Origin of the sequence: Flavobacterium sp., assembly GCF_043720215.1 — a bacterium.
Lineage (GTDB): Bacteria > Bacteroidota > Bacteroidia > Flavobacteriales > Flavobacteriaceae > Flavobacterium.
Genome location: NZ_JAYSSZ010000076.1, coordinates 1 through 14,652 on the forward strand (window position 1 = coordinate 1; position 14,652 = coordinate 14,652).

Annotated in this window: 14 protein-coding genes; 5 read left to right on the top strand and 9 right to left on the bottom strand. The window is 31.5% G+C overall.

Features of this window, described 5'->3' with window-relative positions; all coding sequences use genetic code 11:
• Positions 1–654: lyase family protein (locus ACHZC3_RS03650; RefSeq protein ID WP_394758524.1), on the bottom strand; the 654-nt coding region annotated here is incomplete at its 3' end.
• 251 nt (positions 655–905) lie between these two features.
• On the opposite strand from ACHZC3_RS03650, the gene ACHZC3_RS03655 reads away from it, so the two are divergent.
• On the top strand, positions 906–1,073 hold the full coding sequence (locus ACHZC3_RS03655; RefSeq protein ID WP_394758525.1) for a hypothetical protein: 168 nt from the start codon (positions 906–908) through the stop codon (positions 1,071–1,073).
• 49 nt (positions 1,074–1,122) lie between these two features.
• Here the strand turns inward: ACHZC3_RS03655 and ACHZC3_RS03660 are convergent, their stop codons facing one another.
• Both ACHZC3_RS03660 and arsC read right to left on the bottom strand, forming a co-directional pair.
• Entirely contained in the window at positions 1,123–3,594 is a 2,472-nt protein-coding gene (locus ACHZC3_RS03660; RefSeq protein WP_394758526.1) for a TonB-dependent receptor domain-containing protein, read from the bottom strand.
• Positions 3,595–3,670: 76 nt separating this feature from the next.
• A complete protein-coding gene (gene arsC / locus ACHZC3_RS03665) occupies positions 3,671–4,012 on the bottom strand; it encodes an arsenate reductase (glutaredoxin) (protein WP_394758527.1) in 342 nt (113 codons plus the stop codon).
• A 98-nt stretch (positions 4,013–4,110) separates the two neighbouring features.
• Between arsC and ACHZC3_RS03670 the strand changes: the two genes are divergently transcribed.
• From ACHZC3_RS03670 to lpxD, 3 genes are read left to right on the top strand one after another with little or no spacing between them, the layout of a single operon-like run.
• Positions 4,111–5,028, top strand: coding sequence for a CPBP family intramembrane glutamic endopeptidase (locus ACHZC3_RS03670; RefSeq protein WP_394758528.1), 918 nt, complete (start codon positions 4,111–4,113; stop codon positions 5,026–5,028).
• Entirely contained in the window at positions 5,021–6,070 is a 1,050-nt protein-coding gene (locus tag ACHZC3_RS03675; RefSeq protein WP_394758529.1) for an AMP-binding protein, read from the top strand. Before ACHZC3_RS03670 ends, ACHZC3_RS03675 begins: the two co-directional genes overlap by 8 nt.
• Before the next feature lie 19 nt (positions 6,071–6,089).
• Positions 6,090–7,088: a UDP-3-O-(3-hydroxymyristoyl)glucosamine N-acyltransferase gene (lpxD, locus tag ACHZC3_RS03680; RefSeq protein ID WP_394758530.1), complete on the top strand. Its 999-nt coding sequence runs from the start codon at positions 6,090–6,092 to the stop codon at positions 7,086–7,088.
• A 57-nt stretch (positions 7,089–7,145) separates the two neighbouring features.
• Here the strand turns inward: lpxD and ACHZC3_RS03685 are convergent, their stop codons facing one another.
• Positions 7,146–9,311: a DNA mismatch repair protein MutS gene (locus tag ACHZC3_RS03685; protein WP_394758531.1), complete on the bottom strand. Its 2,166-nt coding sequence runs from the start codon at positions 9,309–9,311 to the stop codon at positions 7,146–7,148.
• 100 nt (positions 9,312–9,411) lie between these two features.
• Here ACHZC3_RS03685 and ung point away from each other — a divergent pair, with 100 nt between their 5' ends.
• Positions 9,412–10,083, top strand: coding sequence for a uracil-DNA glycosylase (ung, locus tag ACHZC3_RS03690; RefSeq protein WP_394758532.1), 672 nt, complete (start codon positions 9,412–9,414; stop codon positions 10,081–10,083).
• Positions 10,084–10,235: 152 nt separating this feature from the next.
• On the opposite strand, the gene ACHZC3_RS03695 is transcribed toward ung, so the two are convergent.
• From ACHZC3_RS03695 to ACHZC3_RS03715, 5 genes are all read right to left on the bottom strand, one after another.
• Entirely contained in the window at positions 10,236–11,180 is a 945-nt protein-coding gene (locus tag ACHZC3_RS03695; RefSeq protein WP_394758533.1) for a transglutaminase, read from the bottom strand.
• 29 nt (positions 11,181–11,209) lie between these two features.
• Positions 11,210–12,055: a substrate-binding domain-containing protein gene (locus tag ACHZC3_RS03700; RefSeq protein WP_394758534.1), complete on the bottom strand. Its 846-nt coding sequence runs from the start codon at positions 12,053–12,055 to the stop codon at positions 11,210–11,212.
• A 15-nt stretch (positions 12,056–12,070) separates the two neighbouring features.
• Positions 12,071–13,195 (bottom strand): SDR family oxidoreductase, encoded by a 1,125-nt coding sequence (locus tag ACHZC3_RS03705; RefSeq protein ID WP_394758535.1) that lies wholly within the window; start codon positions 13,193–13,195, stop codon positions 12,071–12,073.
• Positions 13,196–13,225: 30 nt separating this feature from the next.
• The gene (locus ACHZC3_RS03710) at positions 13,226–13,759 is read right to left on the bottom strand and encodes a GNAT family N-acetyltransferase (RefSeq protein ID WP_394758536.1); all 534 of its coding nucleotides are present in this window, start codon (positions 13,757–13,759) and stop codon (positions 13,226–13,228) included.
• Between the two features lie 124 nt (positions 13,760–13,883).
• On the bottom strand, positions 13,884–14,652 hold a 769-nt coding region (locus ACHZC3_RS03715; protein ID WP_394758537.1), incomplete at its 5' end, for a nucleoside phosphorylase.

Sequence of the window (14,652 nt, forward strand, 5' to 3'; positions counted from 1 at the left end):
ATTTTTTACTGCTTTTATTCCGTAGTTCAATTGTGCTACGTAACCAGAAATTTCTTGACCTAATGTTAGTGGTGTCGCATCCATAAGGTGTGTACGACCTATTTTTACGACATTATTATAGGCTATTGCTTTTGCTTGTAATGTATCGCGTAATTTTTCTACTCCTGGAATGGTAATTTCCACAACCGATTTATAAGCTGCAATGTGCATTCCTGTTGGATAGGTATCGTTAGATGATTGTGATTTGTTTACATCATCATTGGCTTTGATAAATTGTTCGCCTTCGCCAATTTTGTGTCCTGCAAGAACTTGTGCTCTGTTTGCCACAACTTCATTCACATTCATATTACTTTGTGTTCCCGAACCTGTTTGCCAGATTACAAGTGGAAACTCATCGTCTAATTTTCCTGCTAATATTTCGTCGCAAACGGCTGCAATAGCATCACGTTTGTCTGTTGGTAAAGCTCCTAAATCGCAGTTAGCAAAAGCGGCTGCTTTTTTTAAGTAAGCAAAACCTTGTATAATTTCTTTTGGCATCGATGCCGATGGACCAATCTTGAAGTTGTTTCTTGAACGTTCTGTTTGAGCTCCCCAGTATTTGTTTGCTGGAACTTGTACTTCGCCCATGGTGTCTTTTTCTATTCTGTATTCCATTTTTTTGTTTATTTGATAATTCGGTTATGTGTTTATTTGGTTTTTAGCCCCGATAAGAGCGGCATCCTTTTTCTTTTTTCTTTAAAAAGGAAAAGATATAGCGATTAGCGGGAATAGCTCCTAAATAAGCTTTACAAAAATAATGATTCTAACTTGCTTAAAAAAATGTATTAAAATAAATTTCTAATTATTATTGGTAAAAAGAATAATTACATTTACATTTGTTGAGTATTATAAAATTTTGAATTATCATGGTTGAATTTCCACAATATTTAGGTTTCATACTTTTCTTAACCGTATTAACTATAGGTTTTTGGTTATTATTTTTCCTTGTAGGATTTGTTCAATATTGGATTGGCGGTGCTTTATGGGAAATGTATAAAGAGAAAAGAGCAAAGAAACAGGAAGAGTCTAAGTAATTAGGTTCTTAACAAAATAAAAAAAGGTACACATTGTGTACCTTTTTTGCTATCCCATATTCTCGCCTTCGCCGTTTTCATTTTGTCTTGGTCTTGTATCTTTGTCGGTTTTTATTTTGTTAAAACGATAGGTAAACGATAGTGTAAACTGTCTTTGTCTCCATTGCATTTCGCTATTCGAGTTTACTGTTGGTAGTTGTAAATCTTGTTTTCTTTTTCTCGAATTGAAAACATCACTTACGTTGAATGAGATAGTTCCCATATCTTTTAGAACATCTTTACTAAAGGCAACATTTGCAGCTGCAATTGCTTTTATTGTCCCTTGGCGGTATTTTTGAGGTGCATTATAGGTTGCATTTGTTTGCCATTCGATTTTATACGGTAAAGTTATTTTTGATGTTATTCTGGTAAACCAGGTGTTGGCATTATAATCGAAATTTTGTACTACTAAATTATTATTACTGTTTGTGTAGGAATAATCACCATCGGTTTTATTATTAAAGAAGTTAAAATTTCCGTTTATTTTCCACCATTTTTTGAAAGTGTAGTTTAAAGTAAATTCGAAGCCTAATTTGTCATCATTAGACAAATTAAAAGGAGTATTGATAATTACAGGAACGCCATTTACAAAATCGCCACGTTCTTTTCGTACAATTTGAAACGAATTTGTTGTATGATTAAAATAAACTGATGTGCTTAATGTTACTTTATCCCCTTTTCGTAAATAGCCTAAATCGTAAGCGTCGCTCATCGCTGGATTTATGTCTGGATTTCCCTGAAACAAGTTGATGTTGCTCGTATAAGAAGCAAACGGATTGATAAAACGATCTCTTGGTCTGGTAATTCGTTTGCTATAATTTAACGAGACATTACTGTTGTCAGACAATTCGTAAGTTAAGAAAGCGCTTGGAAAGAAATTATTATATTTTTTTGTTTTAAAAATATCAGAAGTCAATTGATTTACTTCGATATGAGAATTTTCATAACGAACTCCAAATAGATAAGAGAATTTACTAATTTTTGAACCAAATTGAGCATACAAAGCGTTTACATTTTCTTTATATGCCAATGTGTTTGTATACTGCGCTACATTTGTAAACGGACTTGTGAGCGTTACCCTTTCTTGTACCCGATAATCAGCAAACAAATCGACATAATTGCCTCTAAAACCTGCTTCTATTTGCGAATCTTTGTTTATTGGTAAAACATAATCTGCTTGAATCAAATTTCTTGTTTGTTTGTTGTTTTTTCTAGTATTTTCAGAAGAAATGAAAGCATTAGTTTCTAGAATTATACCTTCAATACCTGAAAAATCATTATCTTTTTCTTGCGAAAAGGCACCGTCAATGCTTAATTTATGTCCGTCTTTTTTGAATTTGGTAATAAAGTTTGTGGTGTACTCTACATTTTCACTATTAGAAATTAAGTCGTTAAATCTTTGTCCAGTATTGATGAATGATTTGCTCGCGTCATAATTATAATACAATACATTTTCTTTGTTTCCGCCTTTGTTTTCACGGTAACTTAAAGCGTTTGTCCAAGAAGTGCTTTTACTTAATAACAATTCGATACCAAAATTGACATTAGCACCTTTTCCGAATTTTTGGCTATCACGTCTTTCTTCAAGATATGATTTTAGACTTCCGTCAGGATTCAAATTTTCTTGATCTATTTTTGTATTCCCAGGGTTTTTACGTTTGTTATAACCGATTGTTGTAAACAAATTAAACTGTTCACTTTTTAGGTTAATATTTGCCGAAGCACTTGAGTTCTCAGGTTCTCCAGCCGATACGATAAATGTTCCGTTAAGTCCTTGATTCTTTCCTTTTTTTAAGATGATGTTTATAATTCCACCTCCACCTTCAGCATCATAACGAGCAGAAGGATTAGTTACTACTTCAACTTTATCGATTGCATCAGCAGGAATAAGACGCAAGGCATCGCTAACATTTATTGAGCTCGATGGTTTTCCGTCTATTAAAATTCTTACATTTTCGTTGCCACGAAGACTTACAGTTCCTTCGGCACTTACTGCAACTGATGGTACATTATCTAAAACATCACTTACTGTTCCTCCTTTTACTAATATGTCTTTACCAACATTATATACTTTTTTGTCGAGTTTAATATCGATAGTGGTTTTTTCGATACGAATTTCTACAGCATCTAGTTTTTGAGCTTCGTCTTCTAGTGAAATAGTTCCTAAATTAGTATTCGAATCGAATGTTTTTCCTTTGGTATCAATACTTTTAAAAGAAATAAACTCATATTTTATATCATATGTTCCCGGATTTATTTCGATAGAAAATTCTCCCTTTGTATCTGAAACTCCGCCAGAAACTGGTTGCGTAGTATTTGGTTTTCTAAATGTGATAGTTGCATATTCTAATGGTAATGAAGTCGATTTTTCGATGATTTTACCGGTAATAATTATTTTTTTACCATCTTGTCTTTGTTGCGCAAATAGTGATGTAACACCTAATAAAATGAATAAAGCAAACGCTTTTTGTATAGAAACCATAGTTGATATTTTTCTTCAGCAAAAATAATACTCAAAGTACCGAGTTTTGCTAAAGTATTGTTAAATGAACAGAAACTTAAAGTATTTCGTTAATTCTCTCGGTAGGTCTTGCAATTACTGCTTTATCTCCGTTTACGATAATAGGTCTTTCTATTAGTTTCGGATTATCTATCATGGCTTGAATGATTTGATCATCGGACATTTTTTTGTTTTTATAATCAGATATCCAAATAGGTTCTTTTTTTCGAACTAATTCTATAGGAGTGATATTTAATTTTCTAAGTAATTCTTTTATCTCTTCTTTTGTTGGAATATTTTCAAGATAGTTTATAACCTGAAAAGGTTCTTTCGTGTTTTCTAAGAAACAAACTCCTTCTCTAGATTTAGAACAACGTGAATTATGGTAAATAGTAATCATTTTTTAGATATATTTGGAATATTAAATTTTTGTTAAAAAATAAGCGTAACAAAATTAAGTAGAATTATACTTACTTCTATAACTAAAAAACGATTAATATGTATATTGAACAAATTAAGAATTCAAGATTTACTCCGATTTTATACTTAATTGTGCTTTTTGGATTTTTTGCTTTAATGAGTTTAAACTTTTTTATGTCATCAGGAGTTGATACAAATCAAATAATAGATGAATTAATTACTAAAGTAGGTACAAATGTTGCTTTTGTGTTTATGGTTGGGCCACTTTCTGCCATGTGTTTAGGATTGTTGTTTTGGGTAAAATTTATTCACAATCAAAGTATTACAAGTCTTACAACTTCACGAAAAAAAATAGATTGGTATAGAGTGTTTTATGCTTTTGGTTTATGGTCGTTAGTAACAATAGCTTTAACAGTTATAAGTTATTATGCTTCACCTGAAGATTTTGTTTTAAATTTTAAACTAACTCTATTTTTAATATTTCTTCTACTAGCCATTATTTTAATTCCTTTGCAAACCAGTTTTGAAGAATATTTTTTTAGAGGATATATGATGCAGTTTCTTGGTGTTATTTCAAATAGCAGATTGCTACCTTTTTTATTCACATCAATTACTTTTGGATTAATGCATTTTGCGAATCCGGAAGTCGAAAAAATGGGTTACATAATCATGATTTATTATATTGGAACAGGATTGTTTTTAGGAATTTTGACTCTAATGGACGAAGGACTCGAATTATCTCTAGGTTTTCATGCGGCAAATAATTTAGTTGGAGCATTATTAGTTACTTCCGAATGGTCAGCTTTTCAAACCAATTCAGTTCTAAAAGATGTTTCAGAACCAGTTGCTGGATTCGATATTGTTTTGCCCGTATTAGTTATATATCCAATACTTTTATTTATTTTTAGTAAGAAATATGGTTGGACAAATTGGAAAGAAAAATTAACAGGTAAATTAATAGATATTCCACAAGAAACAAAGGTAGAGAATGACTAAATTAACTTACAAAAATGTGCACAATAAGTTTAAATTAAATGGTTTTCATTTTAATAAAGAGGACTTGTGCCGTGTAGCTTATAGTTATATAAAGGAAGGTAACGATTACGAAAAACCAATTGGAAGCTTTTTTTTAGATTGGTTTGATGATAAATCATATATGAATATTACCACTTCAGGAACTACTGGAGAACCAAAAATCATTCAAGTTCAAAAACAAGCCATGGTCAATTCGGCACTAGCAACAGGAGATTTTTTTGAATTGAAATCTGGCGATAGAGCTTTGAATTGTTTGCCTGTAAAGTATATTGCTGGAAAAATGATGTTTGTTCGTGCTTTTATTCTGGGTTTAGATATGGATTTTGTTGCACCAAGTTCAAATCCGATGAAACGAAACCACAATATATACGATTTTGTAGCAATGGTTCCGCTTCAAGTTGAAAATTCATTATTGCAATTGCATCAAATAAAAAAACTGATTGTTGGCGGTGTAAAAATGAGTGTGGATTTAGAAAAAAAAATAATTAAATCTAAATGCAATGCTTTTGAAACCTATAGCACAACAGAAACTGTTACTCATATTGCAGCAAAACGAGTAGGAGAGAACTCGTTTACTGCTTTACCTACTATTTCTATTTCGCAAGATGATAGATTGTGTTTAGTTATTTCGGCTCCAGATTTATATGCCGAAAATATTGTAACTAATGATATTGTCGAATTGCTTTCTGACAATAAATTTATATGGTTGGGGCGTCAAGATAATGTTATAAATAGTGGAGGAATTAAACTGATTCCTGAACAAATAGAGGCAAAAATTTCAGATAAAATCACAAATAGATTTTTTGTTGCTGGTATTTCTGATGAAAAATTAGGAGAGAAATTAATCCTTTTTATTGAAGGAAATCCATTTGAATTAGAATCTTCCCTATTTGATGATTTAGATAAATACGAAAAACCAAAAGAAATAAAATTTATTCCACATTTCGAAGAAACCGAAACTGGAAAAATTAAGAGAAATGAAGTTGTAGCTTCATTTTTATAAATCAATCAAAACCTAACTTATGAAATCCTACACAATACAAGAAATAAATGAAATTTTGAAAGGCGAAATTTCGGGAAATATAACGCATAAAATTACGGCTCCAGAACAACTCGAATTAGCAACTACAACTGAAATTTCATTCATTGGAAACAAAAAATATGAAAAATTTTGGGAAGCATCAAACGCTTGTGCAGCGATTGTAAATGAAGATATCTCTATACAACCTGGAGAGAATAGGGTTTTTATAAAAGTTAAAAATGCTGATTTGGCCATGTCGCAAGTATTAGAACTTTTTGCGCCACCAACACCTGTATTTACTACAAATATTCATGTAACTGCGGTTATAGATGCTACTGCAAAAATAGGAAACGGAACGAGAATAGGTGCAGGATGTTATGTTGGTCCCAACGTAAAAATAGGAGAAAACACTACTATTTACCCAAATGTTACTATTCTTGACGAATGCACGATAGGAAATAATACTATAATTTGGTCAGGAACAGTAATTAGAGAGCGATGTCATATAGGAAACGACTGTATTTTTCATCCTAACTCAACGATAGGAGCCGATGGTTTTGGTTTTCGTCCTGATCCAGAAAGAGGATTGGTTAAAATTCCACAAATTGGTAATGTAGTAATAGGAAATGGTGTCGAAATTGGGGCTAACTCATGTGTAGACAGAGGAAAATTTAGCTCAACAGTTTTGGGCGACGGTTGCAAAATTGATAATTTAGTTCAAATAGGGCATAATAGTAAATTAGGAAAATTCTGCATTATGGCAGGAAATTCTGGTTTAGCAGGTTCAGTTACATTAGGAAATGGCGTAATTATTGGCGGAAGCGCTTCTATAAAAGATCATACGATAATAGGTGATGGAGCTATTGTAGGTGCAGGTTCGGGTGTTACTGGCGATATTCCTGCAGGCAAAGTAATGTTAGGTTATCCCGCTGTAGAAGCTAGAGATGCTCTAAAACAATGGGCAATTTTAAAAAGATTGGTAAGAGATTCTTCTAAATAGATTTTTCTATGAAGGATAATTTTCATTTAATAATGATTTTTATCCTTCATATAATTATTATTTTGCCTGAACATATTCTAATTCTTCAATATTTACTTTTGAAGTAAAAACTCCATAGTTTACAACTGCTTTATTTTTTTCAATTTTATCAATTGTACCAATCGATTTTCCATCTTTCATTCGAACTCGATCTCCAGTTTTTAGAATAATTGATGGTTTTTCTGGTTCGAGAGCCGCTTTTATTTTCTTTTCTTTTTTCTCTTTTCTGATTTCTTCAACCTGCACAGTTACTTCTTCGATAATTACTTTTTTCTTTTCGGCAATTGCCTTTACCTCAATTTTAGTGGCTTTTACTCGTTTTGAATTTTCAATTTCAACAACTTTTAAAAATTCACCAAGTAATTCTTTTTTGTTTTTATTGTTAAAATATTTTTCTGAAATGGCTTCAATTTTCTGACCTAAATAAATGGTTTTCTGATTGCTGTCATACAATTCCTGATAGTTTTCTAATTTCTGTTTGACTTTTGCATTGATAGTTTCCATTTTTTTGCTTTCTTCACGTGCTTTTGTTTCTTCTTCTTTCAAATTCACTGAAGTTTTTTCCATTCTAGAACGTTCTTTTTGCAAATTTGCAATGGTTTTATCAAAACGAACTTTACCTGTTTCTATTTTCTTTTTGGCACGATTAATTAATCCAAACGGAATACCATTTTTTTGAGCTACTTCAAAAGTAAAAGAACTTCCTGCTTGTCCTAAAGCCAATTTGTACATTGGCTCTAAAGATTTTTCATCAAAAAGCATATTCGCATTGGTAGCAAATGGTAGTTCATCTGCTAGGATTTTAAGATTGGTATAATGTGTGGTAATAATTCCAAAAGCTTCACGATGGTAAAATTCTTCTAAGAAAATTTCAGCTAAAGCACCACCTAAATCAGGATCGGAACCAGTACCAAATTCATCGATAAGAAATAATGTTTTTGCATTACATTTTTTTAGAAAATAGTTCATGTTTTTTAATCGATAACTGTATGTACTAAGATGATTTTCAATTGATTGGTTGTCACCAATATCTGTCAAAATTCTATCAAATAAACAAGTTTCGCTTCGTTCATGAACAGGAATTAACATTCCAGATTGCAACATTAGTTGTAGTAAACCAACCGTTTTTAAAGAAATAGTTTTTCCTCCAGCATTTGGACCAGAAATTACAATAATTCTATTTTTAGAATCAAATTCGATGGTTTGTGGATGCGTAATTTCATTTTTAACTTTATTTGTTAAGTACAAAATTGGGTGGAAGGCATCGCGAAAATATATTCTTCTTTCTTTGGTTATTTTTGGTAAAATTCCGTTTATTCTGTTGGCATATTTTGCTTTGGCAGCAATCACATCAATATCACTCAAGAAATCTTGATACTGAATTAATAAAGGTAAATATGGACGAATTATATTAGTCAGTTGTTTTAAAATTCGAGTAATTTCTTCTTTTTCTTCATATTCTAAATTACTTAATTCTCGAGAATATCTTAACGTTGCTTCGGGTTCTATAAATGCCAAACTTCCTGTTTTCGAACTCCCTAAAATCGTACCTTTTACCTTGCGACGATACATGGCTAAAACGGCTAAAACCCTACGATTATTGACAAAACTTTCTTTAATATCATCTAAGTAACCCAAACCATTATATTGAGTTAAAGCCATACCGAAACTTTGATTTACTTTTCCACGAACAACATTCATATCACGACGGATATTTAGTAAATCTGGAGAAGCATTGTCTTTTATTTCACCATATTTATCTACAACATCATCTATACAGCTAATGATGGTTTTTGTAAGTTCAATTTGGCTTGATTTTTTATATAAATTAGGATAATAATCTTCAAATTTTCTGAAATATTGAAGTAAAATATTCGTGTTTTCAGATAACGTAGCAATTTTACGAAAACTTCCTACTTCTAGAAAACTATCTTCGATGCCTAGAAATTTTATTTCATAAGTAATAGCATCAAAACCATGATTAGGAATCGCATTGTTATTTTGAAAAGAAGCAATATATTCTGAAGTTTGATGCAAAGCTGTCATCAAAGATTCTTCGTCTTTGAAAGGCGTTATTGTTAAAGCTTTTTCCTTGCCAATATCAGTATTACAAATGCTAGAAACTGTTTCTAAAATGGTAGAAAATTGTAAATCTTGAAGTGTTTTTTCGGTAATTGAAATCATTTTTTTAAAGCTGCAAAGGTTCTAAGTTGCAAAGTCCCAAAGTTACAAAGTTTAAGAGTAGTAATGAATCAAAGTGATTATATTTGTTAAAAATTAACGAATGTTTACATTATCTGATTTTAATTCTTGGAACCCTTTTTTTGATATAGAAAAAGAGAAACCTTATTTTATAGATTTAATGAATGCTATTGACGAAGAATATGAAAATCATACTTGTTTTCCGCCAAAGGAATTCATTTTTAATGCTTTTAATTCTTGTGATTTTTCGAATTTGAAAGTTGTTATTATTGGTCAAGATCCTTATCATGGAGATGGAGAAGCGAATGGTTTGTGTTTTTCTGTAAATGATGGTGTGAAAATTCCACCCTCGTTAAAGAATATTTTTACCGAAATAAATACCGAATATGACCGAATTTTTTCGCCAACTTCTGGTAATTTAGAATTTTGGGCAAAGCAAGGAATTTTACTTTTAAATGCTTCTTTGACTGTTCGAAAAGATTTGGCTAACAGCCACAAACACTTAAAATGGAATATTTTTACTGATTCTGTTATTGATTATATTTCTACTCATTCTGAAAATGTAGTCTTCTTACTTTGGGGAAGTTTTGCACATAAAAAAGGAAGCAAAATAAATAGAGAAAAACATTTGGTTCTTGAAACGGGACATCCATCGCCACTAAGTGCTAATCGTGGTTTTTGGTTTGGGAATAATCATTTTAAGTTAACCAATGAATATTTGAAATTGAAAGGATTAGTCGAGATTGAATGGTAATTTATAGAAGTTTAATAGAAGTTGCTACTATGAATTGTAGCCCCGATCGAAGTGGAAATCCTCTATACCTGACAGGTTTTTGAAACCTGTCAGGTATAGAGATTGTAACAAAGAGCGGGAATAATGCTGAAAAATAGAAAATAGTTGTGCTTCTAATTATTCAAAGTTAACTCTCCCAGAATTTCTTCGCTCATAAATTTTCCTCCAGGAAAATTAGCGGTATAATCTAAATTTAGCCATACTTGGCCTCGTTCATCGATATGATAATTAATTTGTCTGCCTTTACTTTCTTCAACAAAAAGCACCTTTTTTATTAAGAACATTACGTTTTGTAAATCACGCTTATTACCTATTAGCATTTCAGGATAAATGTGCTCGTTGGTCTGAATCAACCTCGGAATTCCGCCTACAGATTTTATACCTGCAGCCATAAGAATTGAGTGGTCATCGCAATCGCCAGAGAAATGCTGCAAGGATTCGGATGCATAAGCAATGTAATTATTGCCTTGTGGATCATTGACATAATTCCATCGTTTTTTTATTTCTTTAAACACGGCAAAACACTGAATTGTAGTTCGGTAATAGCTATAACCTTTAATTTTTTTTATATCATTAAAGTGTTTCGTTGTGGCTGATAAAGCAAAGTTTCTAACCTTAGGATTTTGATAATCTATTGCTCTAATAACCTTAGTTTTATTAGGAAAAGGCAATAATTTACTCACAATAATATCTTGGGGATACGGATTATCTCCCATAGTGTACATCATGGAGCGGTAATCGTCATAAACTCTGTAAAAACTGTAACTTCCGAAAACGGTTCCGTAAAATAAAAATACGAAATAGAAGAAAATACAAATAATTATAATAGTTTTTAACAACCTTAAAATGAGTTGAAAAGCGACTAAAATAGCAATAAACAATACTATTCTATCAATAGGGAGTTGCCAGTTTGGGTTTACAATATTTTGATGAACAATTATAAATACTGGAATGGTGAGCAAAATATTTAATAAAAAAATGACAATGTTATCCCAAGGCTTTGGCAAGGAAAGCTTCTGTTTGCATTTTGTAATAAATTCTTTTGTAATTCTTTGCATTGTTCTAAAAAAACGATAAAAATAAGTGATTATTTTACTATCGTTTCAAAAGTAACCTTTTTATCAATAATAGATAGTTCAAATAGCTGATTTTGAACTTTGTTTAACACTTTTTCAGATATTTGTTTTTGTGACCATTCGGTTAATGATAACCATTCTTGAATATCTTCAATCTTTAAGTTGTATCTTGAGGCTAAAGTTTTGTCTATATTTGGAATCTCTTTAAACTCTGATGTGGTTTTATTTATGATTGCGAGAATTTTATCAATAATTTTTGGATGTTTTTCAATTATTTCTTCACGAACAGCAATCACAAAGCATGGCCATGGTGTGGGACAATCTGCTATTTTTCTAAAAATTCCAGCATCAACTAATGGTTTTGTCATGAATCGTTCCCACATAAAATAATCGGCACTACCATTGGTTAATGATTCGACAGCACCATCGATAGTATTTACGATTTCAAATGTAAGATTGCTAGTTTCCCAACCTTGATTATTGGCATTCACATAAGCCATAAGTTGAGAGCCAGAACCCAATCGTGATATGGCTGGTTTTGTATTTTCTAAATCCGAAAGTTTTTCGTATTTTGAGTTGGCTGCAACGTGAATTCCCCAAATAAGTGGACTTTGCACATAAACTTGAACAATTTTACTTGGATTTCCAGCTATGATATCTTTTACAATTCCTTCGGTGAGAATTACGGCGATGTCAGTTTCTTTATCACGAAGCATCTGGCACATTTTTCCTGTTCCTTCAGGAATGTCTGTCCATTGTAAATCGATATTTTCTGCTTCAAATTCGCCATTTTCAAGGCATAATTGCCATGGCAAATTGAAATGTTCTGGAACGCCTACTATTTTTATTGTTGTCATTTTTTAAGTAAAAAATTAAACATTTATATCTTTAAAATTATGTAATCTCGCATAACGAATCATGTTTGTAAATGCTTCGGTGTCCAGTTTAGGAATTTCGAGAATCGAGTTTAATAATGTGGTATCATACTCGTTTGCATCGGTAGTAAAATATGGTTTTAAATGTTTACCAATGCTTTCGTAATATAACTTTTCGATAGTAGTTTTGTAATTAAAATCGAGTGTGTTTTGTATTAAACTAAAGTTAGTATAACTCACTTCTTGCATGATCAGTTGTAATCCTTTTACTATATTAAAGCTTTTGTTGTGTACAATATTAAGCTGCTGAATGTCTTCTCTTTGAAAAGAATTTACAACTACTTTTGCCACATAATCGACAGGAATAATGTTTAATCCTGTTTCTTCATTTATTTGAAATCGTACATTTTCTTGTTCATTTTTTCGTTGTGCCGTAAAGTGGAAAAATTTTGCCAAAAGGTAAAAAACCATGTATTTCGGAATGAAATAATTATTTTCTTTTCCTAACATTTTTCCTCCAATAACACTTGGACGAAGAATTTGGTATGGTAATCCTAAATCTTTACATTGCTGTTTTACAAAGCTTTCTGAATGAAATTTAGCATTTTCGTACGCATTTCTGTGTTCTGGAATAAAATCTAAATTATGAAAATCGTTACCTATTAGTCCAGTTCTAATTCCTGAAGAGAATGCAGTACTGATATAAATAAATTTTTTGATGAATGGGGAAAATGTATTGAAAATGTCTTTTGTAATTTGGGCATTTTCATTAAATATTTTCTCTTTTTGATCTTCATCAGTTGATAGATTAACGTAACCTGCAGAATGAATGAAGTAAGCTCCTCGAATTTTTTCGGCATTATTATCTTGAATTTCAGACAAATCAGTATCTATAATTTCTAAATAAGAATGTAATTTTTCTAATCCTTTTTCGACAAGAATTTGAGGTGTATAGCTACTAGATAAAAGTTCGTTTATTCTGTCTTTTGCTGAGTTTTTTCCTTTATTTCTTGTGATAAGAAATAGTTTTCCGTCGATAGAATTAGTTATAAAATATTCTAAAACTTCATACATAATATGAGATCCTAAAACGCCTGTTGCACCTGTAAGAATTATTTTCATTGTGGTTTTGTTCTGAAAGACAAATGTAGGTTAAATAGCGGGATTTTTCATTTGCCACCATTTCCAAAGAGCTCCGTGTTCATCTAAATAATCTTCAATAAAATTCATACCTACTTTTTGCAAAATATGATTTGATGCACCATTTTGAGTATGAGTGTAGGCATTCATTTTATCAATATTTATAGTGTTAAAACCATAGTCTAACCAAGCGACCGATGCTTCTGTGGCATATCCTTTGTTCCAGAATTTCTCGTTTAGACGATAGCCGTAATCGTAAAAATTGGTATTTCCGTTTTCGATATGACCAGTTACATATTTTATTCCTGTCCAACCAATTAGCTCTCCAGTTTCTTTTATAATTGTTGAAAAACGCCCAATATTATTATCTACATATTGTTGACGAACCATATTAATATAGTCGTGTACTTCTTCGATTTCTGTTACTGGTTTTTGCCATAAATAATTATGAACTTCTGGATTTTTGTCCATATCAAAAAGTGCTTCGGCATCTGATAATTCAAATGGGCGAAGAATAAGTCGGTCGGTTTCTAGTATTAAATTCATATTTTAATTTTTGGAACGCTGATAAAACAGATTCGCAAAAGCGAAAACGCTGATTTTTCAGATTTTTAAAATCGGTTTTATCTGCGTTTTACGAAGTAAATCAGTTTAATCCGCGTTCTAATTTTTATCTGACTAATTTATCTAAAGTATATGCAATTAATTCATTGACGGTTTTTTCTGGATTTGAACTAAATTCACCTACCGCTCTATTGGCAATGATAGCGTTTAGAGACAAACAATTATGGCCTAATAATTTTCCTAAACCATAGATTGCAGAAGTTTCCATTTCAAGATTTGTCATGCGAGTTCCGTTATAATTAAAAGCATCCATTTTTTTATTCAATTCAGGATCTTGAATATTTAAACGAACTACACGACCTTGAGGCCCGTAAAAACCTCCCGCTGTTCCTGTAAATCCCTTGTGAAATTTTTCTGAATATATTTTATTTTCTAACGCTTCGGCACAAGCCACAACCGTAGGACGACCTTTGCGTAAATCCCAATTGGTTTGAGCAATAAAAGCATCTTCTAATTCGGCAATAGAATGTTCTTCGATTAAATAGGAGCGAAGCATATTGTCTAAACCAACAGCATATTTGCTCATAACCCAACTATCTACAGGAATGTCGGCTTGCAAAGAGCCAGAAGTTCCAATGCGGACAATATTTAAAGCGGTATGATTTGGTTTTATTTCTCTGGTTTTTAAATCGACATTTACTAAAGCGTCTAATTCATTAAAAACAATATCGATATTATCCGGACCAATTCCTGTTGATTGTACAGTAATTCTTTTGCCTTTGTACATTCCAGTTTCGGTTTTGAATTCTCTTTTTTGAGTCGAAAATTCGATACTATCGAAATGTTGTGTAATTTTTGACACACGTTCTTGGTCA